Genomic DNA, 18,021 nt, shown 5'->3' with positions numbered 1-18,021 from the left:
CAGACAGGTATGGGTTATCTTCCCACGCTACCGGAGACGCTGTCGCGGACGACGCGGAAGTATCCTGACCGGGAAGCGATCGTCTACCCCCGAAAGGACGTCCGGCTGACCTACGCCGAATTCGACGACCGAGTGAATCGGTTCGCGAACGCGCTCCGAGAGCGCGGTGTCGAACACGGCGATCGCGTTTCACTGTTGCTCCACAACTCGTCGGAGTTCGCTATCGCACTGTTTGGCCTCCTGCGGGCCGGCGCCGTCTTTAACCCCGTCAACTACCGCCTCGCACCCAGCGAGGTCGGCTACATACTCGATGATTCCGAATCGACGGTCCTCGTCTTCGAAGAGGCGACGCGAGACACGGTCGAAAGCGGCCGCGACGAGTTCGAGACGATCGAGGAGTACGTGTACGTCGACGACGACGTTGAACGGACGCCCGAATACGCCGCTGGGTTCCACGAACTGCTCGAACGTACCGACGCTGCAACGCCGTCCGTCACGGTCGATCCGACGGACCAGTACGCGATCATGTACACGAGCGGAACCACCGGCCGACCGAAAGGGGTCGTCCACTCCCACAGAGACGCGACGTACCACAACATGCTATACGCCGGCCAGATGGGACTCGATTTCACGGATATCGGGATATCGGCGATGCCACTGTACCACAACGCCGAACTCAACTGCGGACTCCTCACGCGGATCAACCTCGGCGCGAAGTCGGTGATCCTCCACGATTTCGACCCACGACGTGCCCTCGAAATCGTCGACGCGGAACGGGCGACACACCTCTTCGTGGCCTCGCGTATCTGGGGGAAACTGCTCGAGGAATCGAACGAGATGGAGTCGTTCGACGGGTCGTCGCTCGAACTCGGCGTCTACGGTGCCGCCCCGATGCCGCCATCGCTGCTCGAGGAGTGTATCGAGACGTTCACCGAGGACTACGCCACGGCCTACGGGATGACGGAAATGGGGCCCTGCGCGACGTTCATACTTCCCTTCGAGGTTCGGGAACATCTGGAGAGCGTTGGGCGGGCCGCTCCGAACCACGAAGTTCGGATCGTCGAACCGACCGAGAACGAGAACCCGACTGATCCCGTCACGCCAGCTGATACCGTCGAAACAGGGCAAACCGGTGAGATCATCCTGCAGGGGCCCCCGATGATGGAGGAGTACTGGAACCTGCCGGAGAAAACAGCGGACGCGATCCGCGACGGCTGGTTCTTTACGGGAGACGCGGGCTATCTCAACGAAGACGGCTACCTCTTCCTCGTCGATCGGATCGACGATATGATCATCAGCGGCGGCGAGAACGTCTATCCGACCGAAGTCGAAAACGTCCTCTACCAGCACGACGGCGTCGCCGAAGTCGCAGTGATCGGCGAGGAAGACCAGGAGTGGGGAGAACGTATTATCGCACACGTCGTTCCGGACGGCGACCTGACCGCGGACGAACTCGACGATTTCTGCCGAGAGAGCGACGATCTCGCCGAATTCAAGCGACCGCGACGGTACGAATTCCGCGACGGTCTCCCCAAGAATCCCAGCGGCAAGATCCAGAAGTACAAGCTCCGAGACGAGGACTGAGTGCGGTTGGAGATGCGATCGGGATGTGGCCGGTCGGTCGATCGATATCGTCCCTTCGTTCCGGTTACTCGGGCGGCCTCGTTCCCTTGTTCCGCTCGTTCATGTACTCGAGCGCCGCGTCGAACCCCTCGGTCGCCGCGATGCGGTAGTACTCTTTGCCGTACTCCGTGTGGTGGCCGAGCGCGTCGAACAGTTCGCTGAATTTGAACATCGGCTTCGCGCCTTGCATCTCCGCGGTACCGTTGAGTACCTGTTTGAGGATACGAACGTTATTGCCCGGCATCTTCCGGATCTCTTCGACCTCCGCGAAGACCGTCTCCATGAGTCGGTCCCGCGGAACAACGCGGTTGACCATCCCCAACTCCGCCGCTCGTTGCGCATCGACGACCTTGCCCGTGAGGAGCAGTTCCTTCGCCTCGTGAAGGTTCATCACGAACGGATAGATGAGTGTCGGCGGGACGCCGGCCATCCGCAATCCCGGGTAACCGAACTCCGATTCCTCGCTCGCGATCACGAGGTCACACGCCATCGACAGATCGCTCCCGCCGGCGAGACAGTAGCCGTCGACGGCGGCGATTACCGGCGTGTCGCACTCCCAGACGGCGTGGACGTGATCGGTCGCAGCGTCGAACTCGTCGAGGAGGTCATCGACCGACGGAACGGGGTCTTCCTCCTCACCGTCCTCCCCCGCGGGGGTGATATCGTAGCCCGCCGAAAACGCCTCGTCACCCGCGCCGTGGAGGACGATCGCTCTCACCTCATCGTCAGCCTCGGCTCGAGCGATCGCGTCGCACAGTTCTTCGATCAAGCGATCGTTCAGCGTGTTCAACGAGTCGGGACGATCGAGAGTGACGAGCGCGGTCGCTCGATCCGAATCGACGGTGTAGTCGACGGTCGACGCCATGTATCACTGAACCGCACCCGGGGACAAAACGCTTCCGCGGATCCGAGGGAGCGGCTCCTTTCAGTGCAGCGAGATGGTCCAAACACGGCGTTTGTCGGCTCGTCACTGACCGACCGAATCCGTTCTGCCCTCGCTGAACGGGAATTATATACCGATGGCCTTCGAGCGAGGAGACATGCGCGCTGCAGCATTCACTGGATTCGGCGGGCCGGAGCACGTGACGATCGAATCGTTCGACGATCCCGAGCCCGGACCCGAGGAAGCAGTCCTCCAGGTCGAGGCCTGTTCGATCAATCACCACGATCTGTGGATTCTCAACGGCGATTTCTGGGTCGGCGAAGACCAGCTCCCGTACGTAGCCGGAATGGACGTTGCGGGGACCGTCTCGGCGATCGGCAACGACGTCGAACACCTCGAAACGGGGGAGCGGGTCCTCCTGTGTCCGAATCAGACGTGTGGTTCCTGTCGGTTCTGTCGGGAGGGGCCGGAGAGTCACTGTGAACGGTTCAGCCTCTACCACGGCGGACTGGCGGAGTACGCGACCGTTCGTGCCGATCGTCTCGTCCCGCTCTCCGACGCCGTCGATCCCGTAGAAGCGGCGGCGCTTCCCGTCTCGTACATGACTGCGTTTCGAATGCTCGAGGCGGCCGAGGTCGGTCCGGGCGACCTCGTCTTCGTCCCGGGAGCGACGGGCGGCGTCGGCGTGGCGACCGTCCAGCTGGCATCCGTTCTCGGCGCGCGAACGATCGGGACGTCGACGTCTCGGGCGAAACTCGGCCGGCTCGAGGCGCTCGGTGCTGATCATACCATCGAGTCCGGAGACCCCGACGAGATCCGCGAATCGGTCCTCGAGATCGGTCGCGTCGACGCGACGATCAACCACCTCGGCGGCCCGTTCTCGGAAGTGGGGCTGAACGTCCTGCGACGCGGCGGGCGGATGGTGATCTGCGGACAGACCGCCGGCCCGACCTCGACGCTCACGCTCGACGACCTCTTCCTGAATCAGAAGCGGGTCATCGGGAGCACGATGGGAACGCAGGGCGACCTCGAGCGGCTCCTCGACCTCGTCGAAGGCGGTCGACTCGATCCGGTCGTCCACGAGCGCTATCCGCTCGCGGAGACCGATCGAGCGTTCGCCGACATGGCTGATCGCAGCGCCGTCGGAAAGCTCGTCGTGGAACCCTGATCGCGAATCCGATTCAGGCGAGTTCGTTCTTCAGGACCTTTCCGGTCGGGTTCCGCGGCAGTTCGTCTCGGAACTCAACCTCACGGGGCTTCTTGAATCCGGCCAGGTTCGCCTCGACGTGGCCGACGACGGTGCTCTCCGTCAGAGCAGCCTCCCCCTCTGGAACGACGACGGCCTTGACCCGCTCGCCCCACTGGTCGTCGGGGACCCCGACGACCGCGACCTCGTCGACGCCCTCGAGGTCGTGGAGAACTTCCTCAATCTCGGCGGGATGGACGTTCTCGCCGCCGGTGATGATCATGTCGTCGGCCCGACCGACGAAGTAGACGAAGCCGTCGTCGTCCATCCGGACGAGGTCGTCGGAGACGAACCAGCCGTCGTCGAACACTGCTGCGGTCTTCTCCGGCATACCGTAGTACTCTTTGAACACCGTCGGACCGCGGTAGGCGATCCGTCCCGTCTCGCCGGTCTCGACCTCGTCACCCGTCTCGTCGACGACCTTGACTTCGACGTTGATGATCGGCCGACCGACGCTGTCGGGTCTTTCGAGCGCGTTCTCCGGTCGCAGCATCGTCGTCGACGGCGACAGTTCGGTCTGGCCGAAGACGTCGTAGAGGTTGCAGTCGAAGGTCTCGATGATCGCCTCCTTGAGCGAGCGCTCCGACGGTGCCGCGCCTGTCATGTAGTGTTCGAACTTCGAAAGGTCGTACGACTCGGGGTCGGCCGACAGCACCGCACGGCTCATCATCGGGACCATGAACGACGCCGTCACGGATTCGTCCTCGAGAACCGAGAGGACCGACGTCGGCTCGAAGTCGTCGACCAGGATCGTCGTCCCGCCGACGTAAAACGACATCATGAACAGGCCGAACGCGGCGATGTGGAACAGCGGCGTCACCACCATGAATCGGGCGTCGCGGGAGAGGTTCACCTCGTACAGGGAGTTCTCCGCGGCCTGGACGACGTTGTCGTGGGTCAGCACGCACCCCTTCGGCTTGCCGGTCGTCCCGCTCGTGTACATGATAGCTGCCTCGTCGGTTCGGGACGGCACGATCTCGACGGGATCGGTCGACGCGCCGTCCCGAACCGTCTCGTAGTCGGCCGCGAACGCCGGGGTCGAGTCACCGGCGTACAGATACGCTTCGACGGGCGAGTCGAATTCGTCGTGGACGCCCGCGATCGTCTCACGACCGGCCTCGCCGAAGATACACAGCGTCGCGTCGCTGTCCTCGAGGACGTAGCTCACTTCGCCGGCCTTGAATCGGTGGTTGATCGGCACCGGAAGGGCACCGAGCTTCATCGTCGCGAGGTAGCTCTCGATCGTCTCGACCCGATTCCCCGTGTACGTCGCGACGGTGTCTCCCTCCTCGATTCCCCGCTCCGCGAGCGCGTTCGCCAGTCGGTCGACCCGTCGATTGAGCGCCTCGAAGGTCACGGTCTCGGTTCGCTCTCCGTCCGCCCGCTGGACGACGGCTTCGGCGTCCGGCTGGATTCGTGCGTTCCGTTCGGCGAGATAGCCGACAGTGAGTCCGTTCATACACTGTCAAATGATAACAGTAGTCAAAAAATTATGGATCGCCGCGGTGGATTCCGAGTCGGTGAGTGGGCGCGATCGCGTGGTCGGTTTTTGTGAGGGCTCGTGGCCGATTACGGGGTCGTAGCGGATCGAATTCTCCGTCCGGTCTCCTCGACGGGAGACGGTTCCGTGGCGCAGTGCTCGCGACGGTTCGCTCCGTATCGCAGGGTCCCGTTGAGAGACGCCCGGGTGTCTCGATCGTCCGAACGGCCTCGTTCACGGACGGTTTCGGTCGGATACGTTGTCCAACTCGAGCCAATCGTTACTGCGTCCGGTTCCGAAGGCGTACGGGAGGAACGATTCGGGGTCGACGGTGGTCACGTTCTCCTGTGTCGAGCGCAAGTCCGCCTCGGTGTACGACGCGCCGAGGATCTCTTCTATTTCGAGTTCGTCGAGCGGACTGGCGGTACCCGCGCCGAGCGAAAGCGATCCGGAGCCGGATTCGTACGCGTGGAGGTCGCTGTCTAACGTGACTCGGACCAGCGTCGGATCGAACTGGAACCCTCGCCCGGTCACGTCGGGGAGCGATTTGTAGTGATAGATCGTCTGCGGTTTCGGATCGAGCTGCCGTTCCGTTTCCATGGTCGCATCGATTTCGATGAGCGCACCGTCGCCCCGGGATACGCGTCCGTTCACCTCGTTTTCGCTCCGCTCGAGCGAGATAGCGGCCTTCTTTTTCGGTTCCCCGAACAGCTCTCGTCCCCACGTGATCGCGGCTTCCGTCGACATCGGCATCGTTACGCAGTACTCGCCGACGTGGCCGTCGTGGTGCGCTCGCACGTAGACGCCGGCTCCGCAGAACGAACCGACGCAGTTACTGCGTCCGACATCGACGACATCGACCCGCATCACCGGCTCCTCGGTCGGTTCTAGACCCGGCGGGAGGAGCCGTTCGATTGTCGACTCGCGGGTGCGGAACCGGATCGCCACCTGCTTCGCGTCGTAAAAGCGGTTCTCCGCCATCCGTTCCTGAATCGCCTCGATTTCGTCCTCCGATCGAACAAATCCGGTCATAGTTGGCAGTCGTCTGCCCGAGCCTTAATCGTTTACCTGGTCGGAGTTCCACAGAATCGATGTACTCGCATGTGCATCTGAACGACGACCCCGGTGTTCAAATTTCAGGCGCTGATGCTCCGCCCTCACGGAGCAACGCAGGCCGAAGGCCGAGTAGTGCAGTGGGGTGGGGGGGAAGTTACCCGAACTATAATATACTGTCTCCGAATGTCTTTACACATGGATTTCCGGATGCCGGAGCAGCTCCAGCAGTTGCTCGACGAGATCGACGAATTCATCGAAGCCGAGATCGAGCCGCTCCAGCGAGAGCACGAACGGTTCTTCGACCATCGGCGCGAAGACGCTCGTACGAACTGGGAGGACGGGACGCCGACTGCGGAGTGGGAGGCGCTGCTCGAGGAGATGCGCCACCGGGCCGACGAGGCCGGATTGTATCGATACATGCTCCCGGAGGAATACGGTGGTCGAGACGGGAGCAACCTCGGCATGGCCGTCATTCGGGAACACCTCGCCAAGAGAGGGATCGGCCTGCACAACGTGTTGCAACAGGAGGCCGCCGTGGTCGGAAACTTCAACGTTCCCGAACTACTGATCGAGTTCGGGAGCGAGAAACGGAAAGACCGCCACCTCGAGGACCTGATCACCGGCGAGACGACCGCCGCATTCGGACTGACAGAGCCGGAGCACGGCAGCGACGCCACGCACATGGATACGACCGCCGAAAAGGACGGGGACGAATGGGTGATCAACGGGGCGAAGCGATACAACAGCGGACTGCACACCGCCGACTACGACGTTATCTTCGCCCGTACTGACGGTGACGACGGCGATCACGAGGGGATCACGGCGTTCTGGGTACCGACGGATACGGACGGGCTCGAGGTCGAGTACTTCCACTGGACGTTCAACATGCCAACCGACCACGCCGAAGTAACGCTCGACGACGTCCGCGTCCCTGCAGACGCGATTCTGGGCGAGGAAAACAAAGGGCTCCAGCAGGCGTCGTACTTCGTTCACGAGGGCCGCATCAGACAGGCCGCCTCGAGCGTCGGAGCGGCCCAGTACTGTATCGACGAGGCGGTCGAGTTCGCGAAGGAACGCCACACGTGGGACGAGCCGCTCGCGAAGCGACAGGGGATCCAGTTCCCGCTCGCCGACCTTCACACGGAGGCCGAAATGGTGCGAAACCTGGTGTACAAGACGGCGTGGCAGCTAGACGAGGACAGCCAACAGAGCGTGAGCGACAAAGTCTCGATGGCGAATTACCGCGCAAACCTCCTGGCGTGCGACGCCGCCGACAGGGCGATGCAGGTCCACGGTGGACAGGGGTACACTCGCCACAAGCCCTTCGAACATATTTACCGGCATCACCGACGGTACCGGATCACCGAGGGATCGGAAGAAATCCAGAAGCGAAACGTCGCCGGCCACCTGTTCGACTTTCTCGGGTAGGTGCCGATTCGACCCGCAGTTATTTGTAATAACACCGTACTATACCACGGTATGCCATACCTCGATCCGGAGCTGATACTGGACCGATTTGCGACGTTCACGCGCGAGGAGGTCCGACCCGCCGTTACCGACGACGAGTTCGTCCACGCCCAGGTCGGCTCGATGGCCTCGACGCTCCAGTTCCTGGCCGGTGAGGTCGGCGGCCGGGAGGCGGCCGTTCGGACCCAGCGTCGGACCCTCACTGATCGCCTGGACGAGCTCGAGGCGGTGCTCGATCGAAACGAGATAGATGCGCCCGACGTCCGCGCCGCGCTCGAAGAGGGTCACAGCGAAATAGGCGCCGCGGACGGGTCGACTGAAGAGGTCGAAGAAATCCTCCTGTCCGCCGCAGACGACGTATTGGCGGCGATCGACGACGAACTCGACGGGGAGCGGGCCGCGATCGTTCGGCGACCACTGTACGAGTTCCTGCGGACGCGCGTCGACCAGCAGTTAGGCATGCTCGGCCGGGAGGGAGACGAATGACGGAGTTCTCCGCTGACGCGCTTTCGGGGTACCTCTCCGGCACGCTCGCTGACAGCGAGGTGTCCGTCGACGATATCGTCGCGCACACCGAAGGGTGGTCTCGAGACACGGTCTCGTTCACTGCTCGGTACCGCGAGGGCGACGACGATGTCTCCGAACGTCTCGTTCTCCGGGCGGAGAACGAACTACAACACGATATCGATACGACGTCGCTCCCCGGTAACGACATCCAGACGGAGTACGAAACGCTCGTCGCGAGCCAAGATGCACCCGTTCCGGTTCCGCGAGTCCGCTGGTTCGACGCGGATGGCGGGCCGTTCGAACGCGGCCTCTTCGTCATGGAGCACCTCGAGGGAGAGCCGCCGATCACGTGGGATCCGCGGGATCGACAGGACCTGTACGACGCGTGGGACGCGGCGGATCGAACCCTTCCGAACCAGTTCGTCGACGCCGCTGCTGGCGTTCATTCGATCGACGGCTCGTCGATTCCGGGAGTCGAGGACGTATCCCCCGATGAGGTGGTCTCCCGCGAGATCGACCGCTGGGAGGAACTCTACCGGTCCGCCGAATTAAAACGAGAACCGGCAGTCGAGGAGGCGATCCGCTGGTTCCGCGCGAACGAACCGACAGTTCCCGAAACGACGCTGATCCACGGCGATTTCCGGATCGGAAACGCCCTCGTCGACGACGATCGGATCACCGGCCTGCTCGACTGGGAGTTCGCCCGCGTCGGCGATCCGCTCTTCGATCTGGGCTACGCGAGCACCCGGTACTTCGCCGGCAAGCTCGTCGAGCCGATCGAGCGGCCCGAACTCGCCTGTTCGCTGCTCGAGCGGGAATGGTTCTACGACGAGTACGAGCGCCGGACGGGGCGGACCGTCGACCGCGAACGCGTTCGCTACTGGCGGGCATTTTCGGCGTTCGTCATGCTCACCATCTGCTGTTGGGGCGCCAACCAGTACGATACCGGCGCGAGCGACGACGTCCGCAACGCCTGGTTCCAGTACCCCGTTCCGGGGCTGATCGAGGACCTGCTCGCGATCATCGAAGACGACCGTCTCTGAAAACGCTGCGCGGCGAACCGGAGAACCCTCTCGTTTCAGACCGGCCGTTCCATGCCGAGGGACGACCGTCTCGCCCACCGGTACTGGGGCCTCTTGCTACCATTCACCATAACATATATGCGATCGGCTGTGGACACCGAAGACGAACGATATATGTACACACTTGGTATGGACATCGGCGGCACGTTCACGGACTTCACGCTGGTCGATCGGGAGTCCGGCGAAGTCACCGTCGACAAGGAGCCGACGACGCCGGCCAACCCGGCGGAGGGAGCGCTAACCGGCGCCCATCGAATTCTCGACGAGAACGGCGTCGCGTTCGAGGACCTCGACACCGTCATCCACGGCACGACGTTGGTCTCGAACACGCTCATCGAAGGCACCGGCGCGACGACGGGGCTGCTGACGACGGCGGGCATACGAGATACACTCGAACTGCGACGCGGGTCGCGCTACGATATGTTCGACTGGGAGATGGAGTACCCCGATCCGCTGGTACCCCGTCAGCGCCGTCTCGAGCTGAACGAGCGCCTGAACGACGAGGGCGAGGTCGTCGACCCCCTCGACCGTGAGGAGGTCCGCGAACGGACGCGGACACTGGTCGAGGACCACGGCGTCGATTCCGTCGCCGTCTCGCTGCTGCACTCCTACGAGTCCGACGAGCACGAGCAGATCGTGGCGGACGTCATCGCCGAGGAGTACCCCGACCTGAACGTCTCGCTGTCGTCGGAGGTCGTCCCCGTCATCAGGGAATACGAGCGGACGTCGACGACGGTCATCAACGCCTACGTCGCGCCCGTGGTCGCGGACTACCTCGAGTTCCTCCAATCGGAACTCACGTCGGACGGGTTCGCGGGCGAGGTCTACATGATGACGTCGTCGGGCGGTATCGTCGACGTGCGAACGGCGAAGGCGGAGCCGATTAGCCTCGTCGAGTCCGGACCGGCCGCGGGCGTACTCGCCTCGCGCATCTTCGGCGAGACCCACGACAACGACGACGTGTTCTCGTTCGACATGGGCGGAACCACGGCGAAGGGGTCGATCATCGAGGACGGCGACGTGCGGATGAAGTACAAGGCCGACGTCGCTCGCGTTCACCGGTTCAAGGAGGGGAGCGGCTACGACCTCGTCTCGCCGCTGATCGACCTGACGGAGATCGGTGCCGGTGGGGGCTCGATCGCCTCCGTGAACGACGTCGGGCTCATCGAGGTCGGTCCGGAGTCGTCCGGGTCCGATCCCGGCCCGATCTGTTACAATCAGGGCGGTGACGATCCGACGGTAACGGACGCCTCGCTGTTACTCGGCTATCTCAATCCCGAGAACTTCTACGGCGGACGGATGGATCTGGCCGCGGAGAAGACCGAGTCCATCTTCGGCGAGGAACTCGCCGACCCGCTGGACGTGTCGATCACAGAGGCGGCGTGGCGCGTGTTCGAGGTCGTCAACGAGAACATGGCGACGGCGTTCCGACGCTACGCCGCTTCCCGCGGCCTCGATACGCGCGGGCTTTCGATGACCGCTCTCGGCGGCGCCGGTCCCTCGCACGCGTTCCGAGTCGCCCGCAAACTCGATATCGACGAAGTCGTCTGCCCGTACGGCGCGGGCGTCGGCTCCTCGATCGGGCTCACCGAAGCGCCCCGCATGTACGAGGCCAGTTCGACGAGTCAGGCCGTCCTCGAGACGCTGTCCGCCGATGACTTCGAACGGCAGTTCGCGTCCCTCCGCGAGGAGGCCGCGTCCGTTCTCGAGCGGGCCGGCATCGACCCGGACGAGACCGAGGCGTCGCTCAGCCTCGACATGCGCCACGTCGACCAGGGACACGAGATCAAGGTCCCACTCGAGGGACGCGACATCGACGACGTGACGCCCGACATCGCACGCGAGGCCTTCGAGCGGACGTACGAGGAGACGTTCAACCGCGAAACCCTGGAGTTCCCCGTCGAGGTCCTCACCTACCGGCTCGAACTCAGCGAGGGCGACCGCGACGCCGAAACCTCGCGACTCGTCGTGCCCGACGGCGAGAGCGCTGCACCGGACAGCCGCGACGTCTACTTCGGCGGCGAGCACGGCAGCGTCGCGACCGACGTCTACCGCTGGGACGACCTGACGCCGGACGAATCGATCGACGGTCCCGTCGTCGTCGAGGCCGATCAGACGACGGTCGTCGCGGACCCCGACTCGACGCTGACCGTGGCAGACAACTACGACATCACCATCGAACTATGAGCACGACAGACGACACCGACGCGACCGAATCGGCCGACTTAGAGACGCAAGTACTGTGGAACCGACTCCAGGCCACCGCGGACGAGATGTACGACGCCGCCGAACGGCTCGCTTACTCCTTCTCCATCAGGGAGGCGGCCGACGCCTCGACGGCGGTCATGACCGCCGACGGGAACGCGATCGGTCTCTCGGACCAATCGGTTCCCGTCCTGTCGGGCGCGCTCTCGCGAACGACGCGGATCATCCTCGAGGATCACTTCCCGCCGGAGACGCTGGAACCGGGCGATACCATCATCACGAACGATCCCTGGATCGGTGGCGGCCACCTGTCGGACGTGGTCGTCCTGAACCCCGTCTTCCACGACGGTGACCTCGTCGGGATCACCGGGAGCCTCGGCCACACCGACGACGTGGGCGGGAACCGCGGCGGTTGGTCGACCGACGCCGAACAGGTCTACGAGGAGGGCATCTTGATCCCGCCGACGAAGCTCTACGAGGGCGGCGAGCGAAACGACGCGATCGACAACATCATCCGGAGTAACGTCCGCATCCCCCATCAGGCGCTCGGCGATCTCGAGGCGCTCCGGTCGGGCAACACTGTCGGCGAGGAGCGCGTTCGCGAAATCGTCGACGACCGGGGCAAGGAGACGTTCGACCGCGTTGCCGAGGAAGTCATCGATCGAACCGAGCGCGCGCTTCGGGAGGAACTCGCCGACCTTCCGGACGGCACCTACGAGGACTCGACCGAATTCACCGTCGACGAGCACGATCTCACCATCCAGGTCGCCGTGACGATCGACGGGGACGACCTCGAGGTCGACTTCGACGGCACGTCGTCGCAGGTCGACGCCGGCCTCAACTGTCCGTTCGGGAACATCGTCACGGTCACCGAGTACATCGTGAAGTGTATGCTCGTCCCGGACCTGCCGAACGCCGAGGGGTTCTTCCGCCCGATCGAGGTGACTGCGCCGGAGGGATCGATCCTCAACTGCGATCGGCCGGCGGCGACGATGGCGCGACACCTCACCTACTCGCACGCGGAGGACGCGCTCATCCGCGCGCTCGGTCAGGTGGTCCCCGAATCGGCGCTCTCGGAAATGGCCGGCATCCAGCTCGCGCCGTTCTCGGGCGCCGACGAGAACGGCGAGGAGTTCATCGCCGTCGGCGGGACGGCGGGCGGATTCCCGCCGAGCGCTCACAACGATGGGATACCGGGCGTCTACTTCCCCTACAACGGAAAGAACACCCCTATCGAGATGTTCGAGCGCTACAGTCCCCTCCGGTGGGAGGAGACCGCCCTGGTTCCCGACACTGAGGGCGCCGGCGAACACCGGTCCGGGCCGGCCATGCGGACGTCGTACCACAACCCGACGGACGGGCCGGTGTACTTCGCGCTCACCTCGGGTCGGGCCGACCGCGACCCGTCGGGCTTCCGCGGCGGCAAGTCCGGCAAGCGAGCGACCACCGGCTCCTCGAGCGACGGGAAGGAGGTTCCGCCGAACGGGCCCGGAGTGCTCGAGCCCGGCGAGACGGTCACGCTCGTCTCGGCGACGCCCGGGGGATACGGCGACCCGGAGGATCGCGACCCCGAGGCCGTCGAAGCCGATGTCGAGCGGGAGCTGATCACCGAAGAACGCGCCCGCGAGGTCTACGGCTACGAGCCCGATAACTCATGAAATTCGGGGGGTTCGTCGCCACCGATTCGGTCGCCGACGCGACCGAGTACGCCCGTTCCCTCGAGCGGTGGGGCTGGGACACGCTCTGGGCGATCGACTCCCAGCAGCTCTACACCGACCTCTACGTCACGCTCACGGCGTGTGCGGTGGCGACCGACGAGCTGACGCTCGCACCTGGAATCACCAACCCCAAGAGTCGACATCCCTCCGTGACGGCGAACGCGATCGCCTCGCTCGATCAGGTCGCCGACGGGCGCACCGTCTTAGGGATCGGCGCGGGCGACAGCGCCGTCTACTCGGTCGGCGAGCAGCCGGCCACCGTCGACGAACTCGCAGAGAGCGCCGAGAAGCTCCGGCGGCTACTCCGCGGCGAGGAGGTCACGTTCGGCGGCGAACCGTTCCGTCTCGAGTCCCGGCAGCGAGACGGTACCGTCTACGTCGCCGCCGAGGGGCCGACGACGCTTCGGATGGCCGGCGAGGTGGCCGACGGCGTCATCTTCGGCGGCGGGCCGAATCCCGACACGGTCGAGACCCTCGGACTAGCGAACATCCGAGAGGGTGCCGAGCGGGCCGGGCGGTCACTCGGCGATCTCGACATCGTGACGCTCACGCCGACCTGCGTGGCCGAAACGCGGGCCGAGGCGGTCGAGAAGCTCAAGCCGGTCATCGAACCGATCGCCTATCACAACTTCAGTTTCTCCGTCGAGGACGCGCCGAGCGACGTTCGCGACGACCTGCGCTCGCTCGTCGACGCCCACGACATGCAAGAGCACGGCGACGAAGCGGCCGCGGCGCTGGACGACATCGGCGAGGAAGTGTGGGAGTACCTCGGCGACCGCTTCGCGATCGCGGGCCCGCCGGAGGCGTGTCGCGAGCGCCTGCGAGCGCTCGACGAGCGCGGCGTCGATCACGTGATGTGTCTGTTTCCGCCCGAGCGGACCGCTGAGAACGAGCGGTTCCACGAGGAGGTCCTCGCGGACGCCGACCTCGGTCCCGCCTGAAGGCCCTCGGCGGGGGTGGCGATTCTTCATCCGTTTCGTTCGGCACCAGTCCCGAGCCGCATCCGGCTCACACGGCGTCGAACGCTCGTCCGGGGTACTCGAGGTACTCGGCGAGACGTTCGAGGAATGCGCCCGAGTCGGCCCCGTCGAGCACGCGGTGATCGATCGTGAGACTGAACGTGATCGCACGCTCGAATTCGACGTCACCGTCGCGCTCGACGGGAATCGGCTTGCGTCGGCCGAGTGCGAGGATCGCCACCTGGGGAGGATTGATGATCGAATAGGAGACGTCCATGTCGAAGACGCCGACGTTGGTGACGGTGAAGGTACCTCCCTGAAGATCAGACGGCGAGTGTTCGTTCTCGAGGATTGCCTCGACGAGCCGTCGCCGCTCGGACGCCAGCTCCTCGAGGTCGCGATCCGGTACGTCGTCGATCACCGGTACCATGAGTCCTCGCTCGCTGTCGACCGCGTAGCCGACGTTGATCTCGTCGATGAGGCGGTGTTCGCCGTCCTCGAAGTGCGCGTTGAACTCGGGGAGATCCTCCAGCGTTCGGCCGACGAAGTGGAGGATGAGATCGTTTAGCGAGACGTCGACTCCCTTCTCCTCGAGTCGGTCTTTGACTTCCTCGAGGCGCTCGATGCCGATATCACGCGTCCCCATGACGTGGGGTTTCTCTCGAGCGCTCTGACTCAGGCGCTCCGCGATCGTTTTCCGTGCGCCGGTGAGCTTCTGCGATTCCGTCACGGTGAGTCCGTCAGTGGTCGTCTCGTCGCTCGCGGTCGCCGACGCGTCGGACCGGTCGATATCGGCACCGCTCGTGGCCGCTTCGACATCGCTCTCGGTGATCGCTCCCTGCGGGCCCGTTCCGTCGATTCGAGACAGCTCGACGCCGTCCTCCTCGGCGCGACGCTTGGCCCGCGGCGTCGCCTTGACGTCCGTCGCGGACGCGGTGTCAGCGTCGGACTCCTCGCGGCCCGCCGCCGACGCTCCGTCGCCACTCTCGAGGAAGTCCTCGATATCGCTTTCGGTGACTGCGTCCTGGGGCCCGGTCCCGTCGATTCGCGCCAGATCTACGTCTGCTTCGTTGGCGCGGCGCTTGGCCCGCGGCGTCGCCTTGACGTCTGCAGTCGCCGCGCCACCGTTGGCTGCTACACCGTCGCCGGATTCGGTACCCGTATTCGATCCCGTCTCACTGGCTTCCGCCGTCCCCTCGTCACTCTCTCCGTCGGCCTCGAGTTCCGCCACTGACGGTACCGCCTCTCCTTCCTCACCGATCACTGCGAGGGGCTTCCCCACTTCGATAGCGATCTCTTCGCCTTCCTCGACGTACTGTTCGAGCAGGACGCCGCTTTCGGGAGCCTCGATTTCGGCGCTTGCCTTATCGGACTCGAGGACGGCGACGACGTCCCCAGTCTCCACTGAATCGCCCGTGTCGGCCTCCCAGGCGACGAGATCTCCGTAGTCACTCAGCCCGAGCTTCGGAATGCGTACTACGTCTACCATATTTGGTACCATGAGTCACCCTTCTATTTAAACTCTCACCCAATTCGATCCCCCTTCCGCCCGGGAGTGCCAGGACGCCGAGCGCTCACGTCGTTTCCGGTCGCCGCGCTCCGTCGGACTCCGATCCTCGAGACGAGGAGCGGCGACCGGAGAAGCGCGTTCCCCGGTCGACCGTCGCTAGAAGAGCGATTCGATCCCGTCTGCGATCCGGTCAGCGGAGGGAAGCGCCTCCTGCTCGAGGGGCGGACTCAGCGGAATCGGGATGTCCTTCACGCCGATGGTCTTCGGCGGCGCGTCGAGGCTGAAGAAGTCGTTCTCGACGATCTCGTTCGCGATGTGGCCCTGCGTCCCGTATCGCTCGACGGTCTCGTCGACGACGACCAGTCGTCCCGTCTTCCGGACGCTCTCGGCGATCGTCTCGGTGTCGAGCGGGGCGAACGTTCGGGGGTTGACGATCTCGACGTCCGCATCGACCTCGGCCGCGGCTTCCTTCGCGCGGTGGAACATGAGTTGGGTCGCCACGACGGTGACGTCCTCGCCTTCCTCCTCGACCGCGGCTTCGCCAAGCGGGAGCGTGTACTCCTCCTCGGGCACTTCGCCTTTCGTTTCGCTCAACATCTTGTGGGGGAGGAAGAAGACCGGATTGTCGTCCCGAATGGCGCTCTTGAACAATCCCTTCGCATCGTAGGGCGTCGTCGCGGTGACGACGACCCACCCCGGCACGTTGCCGAGCCAGGAGTGGACGGACTGCGAGTGCTGTGCGCCTGCACCGATCCCGGCCCCGGACGGCGCGAAGATGGTGAGCGGTGCTTCGATCTGGCCGCCGCTCACGTAGGGCTGTTTCGGGATCTGGTTGAAGATTTCGTCACCGGCCGTCGCCGCGAAGTCAGCAAACTGCAGTTCCGCGACGGGCCGAATTCCGCCGACGGCAGCGCCGAGGGCCATTCCCGCGATCCCGATCTCGGACAGCGGCGTATTCCGCACTCGGTTCCGACCGTGTTTCTCGTACAGTCCCTCCGTCTCGCCGAAGTTGCCGCCGAACTCCTCGACGTCCTCGCCGAACAGGATGACCTCCTCGTCCCGTTCCAGTTCCTCGTCTATCGCCTCCGCGATCGCCTGTACGTACGTGATCTCTCGAGTCATTGTCCGTCACCCTGCCCGTAAAGGGGCAGCTTGTAGACGTGATCGTAGGCCGCTTCCGGCTCCGGTTCCGGGCTCTCGCGAGCGAATTCGATGGCCTCTTCGACCTCTGCTTCGATGTTCGCGACCATGTCATCGAGTTCGTCCTCGGTGATGACGCCGTTCTCGAGCAGCCGCTCCCGATAGTTCTCGATCGGATCCTTCTCCTCTCTGGCCCGCTCGTAGGCCTCCTCGTCGCGGTAGGTCTCCTTGTCCCCTTCGAAGTGGGGAACGAGACGGACGACGCGGTTCTCGATGACCGTCGGGCCCTCGCCGTCGCGGGCGCGCTCGATCGCCTCGGAGACCGTGTGGTACACTTTCTCAACGTCGCTCCCGTCGATGCTCTCGGTCGGCATGTTATGCGGAATCCCGTAATCCGAGAGGTGATCCGGCGACAGCGATTCGGCGGGCGTCGAGATGGCCCACTCGTTGTTCTCGATGATGAACACGACCGGCAGGTCCCAGTACGCGGCGAAGACGAGCGCCGTGTGGAACGAGCCGCGACTCGTCCCGCCGTCGCCGATAGTCGTCACCACCACGTTGTCGGTTCCCTTCATCTCCTCCGCCAGCCCGAGGCCGACGGCGGGGTTCTGCCCGGAACCGATCGTCGCGGCGTGGCCGTACAGCTTCCGATCGACGTCGGAGACGTGCATCTGGCCGCCGTGGCCCTTGTTCGATCCCCCGACGCGCCCGTAGAGCTCCGCCATGATCTCCGGTAGCGGTACGCCCTTCGCGATGTACTGGCCGATCAGACGCGCACCGCCGACGGCCAGCCAGTCGTCGTCCCGCATCGCGGCACCCATTCCGACGTGTGATCCCTCGTGGCCGCCGCTGAGGTGAACGAATCCCGGAATCTCCCCCTCTCCGAACCGTTCTTTCGTCTCCTCCTCGAAGATATCGATGCGGAGCATCTCCTCGAGGAGATCTCTCGCCGTGTCGTCGTCGACGCTAACGTTTTGTGTCATTCGATCCCACATCTAAGGGTGTTTCAGTATACCGCATAAATCTACCCCTGGTCAGCGGTATCGCGATAGTGCTACGGGCGGGTATTCCCCCGAATTCCGTGTGGCAAAAAATCGAACAGTCAGGGGCGCTCGAGGCGTACTTTCTTATAGAATAACCGTATT

The 18,021-nt window shown here is 64.3% G+C and carries 14 protein-coding genes; 8 read left to right on the top strand and 6 right to left on the bottom strand.

What is annotated here, in order from left to right:
• Positions 1 to 9: 9 nt before the first annotated feature.
• Complete coding sequence (locus NDI89_RS19880; protein WP_277524191.1) at positions 10 to 1,584, top strand: long-chain-fatty-acid--CoA ligase; 1,575 nt, start codon at positions 10 to 12, stop codon at positions 1,582 to 1,584.
• A gap of 64 nt (positions 1,585 to 1,648) precedes the next feature.
• Here NDI89_RS19880 and NDI89_RS19875 read toward each other — a convergent pair whose 3' ends face one another.
• The gene (locus NDI89_RS19875) at positions 1,649 to 2,488 is read right to left on the bottom strand and encodes an enoyl-CoA hydratase/isomerase family protein (RefSeq protein ID WP_277524189.1); all 840 of its coding nucleotides are present in this window, start codon (positions 2,486 to 2,488) and stop codon (positions 1,649 to 1,651) included.
• A gap of 175 nt (positions 2,489 to 2,663) precedes the next feature.
• Here NDI89_RS19875 and NDI89_RS19870 point away from each other — a divergent pair, with 175 nt between their 5' ends.
• On the top strand, positions 2,664 to 3,674 hold the full coding sequence (locus NDI89_RS19870; RefSeq protein WP_277524187.1) for an alcohol dehydrogenase catalytic domain-containing protein: 1,011 nt from the start codon (positions 2,664 to 2,666) through the stop codon (positions 3,672 to 3,674).
• Positions 3,675 to 3,687: 13 nt separating this feature from the next.
• On the opposite strand, the gene NDI89_RS19865 is transcribed toward NDI89_RS19870, so the two are convergent.
• Positions 3,688 to 5,211 carry a class I adenylate-forming enzyme family protein gene (locus NDI89_RS19865; RefSeq protein ID WP_277524185.1) on the bottom strand — a complete coding sequence of 508 codons (1,524 nt, stop codon included), beginning with the start codon at positions 5,209 to 5,211 and terminating at the stop codon, positions 3,688 to 3,690.
• A gap of 255 nt (positions 5,212 to 5,466) precedes the next feature.
• Positions 5,467 to 6,264 (bottom strand): acetoacetate decarboxylase family protein, encoded by a 798-nt coding sequence (locus NDI89_RS19860; protein WP_277524183.1) that lies wholly within the window; start codon positions 6,262 to 6,264, stop codon positions 5,467 to 5,469.
• 219 nt (positions 6,265 to 6,483) lie between these two features.
• On the opposite strand from NDI89_RS19860, the gene NDI89_RS19855 reads away from it, so the two are divergent.
• The 6 genes from NDI89_RS19855 to NDI89_RS19830 all read left to right on the top strand — a co-directional run bounded on the left by NDI89_RS19855 (position 6,484) and on the right by NDI89_RS19830 (position 14,208).
• On the top strand, positions 6,484 to 7,716 hold the full coding sequence (locus NDI89_RS19855; protein ID WP_277524180.1) for an acyl-CoA dehydrogenase family protein: 1,233 nt from the start codon (positions 6,484 to 6,486) through the stop codon (positions 7,714 to 7,716).
• A gap of 51 nt (positions 7,717 to 7,767) precedes the next feature.
• Complete coding sequence (locus tag NDI89_RS19850) at positions 7,768 to 8,241, top strand: hypothetical protein (RefSeq protein ID WP_277524179.1); 474 nt, start codon at positions 7,768 to 7,770, stop codon at positions 8,239 to 8,241.
• Entirely contained in the window at positions 8,238 to 9,305 is a 1,068-nt protein-coding gene (locus NDI89_RS19845) for a phosphotransferase family protein (RefSeq protein ID WP_277524177.1), read from the top strand. Before NDI89_RS19850 ends, NDI89_RS19845 begins: the two co-directional genes overlap by 4 nt.
• Before the next feature lie 153 nt (positions 9,306 to 9,458).
• Entirely contained in the window at positions 9,459 to 11,531 is a 2,073-nt protein-coding gene (locus NDI89_RS19840; protein WP_277524175.1) for a hydantoinase/oxoprolinase family protein, read from the top strand.
• Positions 11,528 to 13,207, top strand: coding sequence for a hydantoinase B/oxoprolinase family protein (locus tag NDI89_RS19835; protein WP_277524172.1), 1,680 nt, complete (start codon positions 11,528 to 11,530; stop codon positions 13,205 to 13,207). The genes NDI89_RS19840 and NDI89_RS19835 overlap by 4 nt, the downstream gene beginning before the upstream one ends.
• The gene (locus NDI89_RS19830; protein WP_277524169.1) at positions 13,204 to 14,208 is read left to right on the top strand and encodes an LLM class flavin-dependent oxidoreductase; all 1,005 of its coding nucleotides are present in this window, start codon (positions 13,204 to 13,206) and stop codon (positions 14,206 to 14,208) included. Before NDI89_RS19835 ends, NDI89_RS19830 begins: the two co-directional genes overlap by 4 nt.
• Before the next feature lie 67 nt (positions 14,209 to 14,275).
• Here NDI89_RS19830 and NDI89_RS19825 read toward each other — a convergent pair whose 3' ends face one another.
• The 3 genes from NDI89_RS19825 to NDI89_RS19815 form a co-directional block, all read right to left on the bottom strand.
• Positions 14,276 to 15,715 carry a 2-oxo acid dehydrogenase subunit E2 gene (locus tag NDI89_RS19825; protein WP_277524167.1) on the bottom strand — a complete coding sequence of 480 codons (1,440 nt, stop codon included), beginning with the start codon at positions 15,713 to 15,715 and terminating at the stop codon, positions 14,276 to 14,278.
• 177 nt (positions 15,716 to 15,892) lie between these two features.
• Positions 15,893 to 16,858: an alpha-ketoacid dehydrogenase subunit beta gene (locus tag NDI89_RS19820; RefSeq protein ID WP_277524165.1), complete on the bottom strand. Its 966-nt coding sequence runs from the start codon at positions 16,856 to 16,858 to the stop codon at positions 15,893 to 15,895.
• Complete coding sequence (locus tag NDI89_RS19815) at positions 16,855 to 17,859, bottom strand: thiamine pyrophosphate-dependent dehydrogenase E1 component subunit alpha (RefSeq protein ID WP_277524163.1); 1,005 nt, start codon at positions 17,857 to 17,859, stop codon at positions 16,855 to 16,857. The genes NDI89_RS19820 and NDI89_RS19815 overlap by 4 nt, the downstream gene beginning before the upstream one ends.
• Between the last annotated feature and the right edge of the window lie 162 nt (positions 17,860 to 18,021).

Origin of the sequence: Natrinema salsiterrestre, assembly GCF_029502005.1 — an archaeon.
In the GTDB taxonomy this organism is placed as follows: Archaea; Halobacteriota; Halobacteria; order Halobacteriales; family Natrialbaceae; genus Natrinema; species Natrinema salsiterrestre.
Note: the sequence above shows the minus strand (reverse complement) of the source record. Positions and strands in the feature narration are given on the sequence as shown.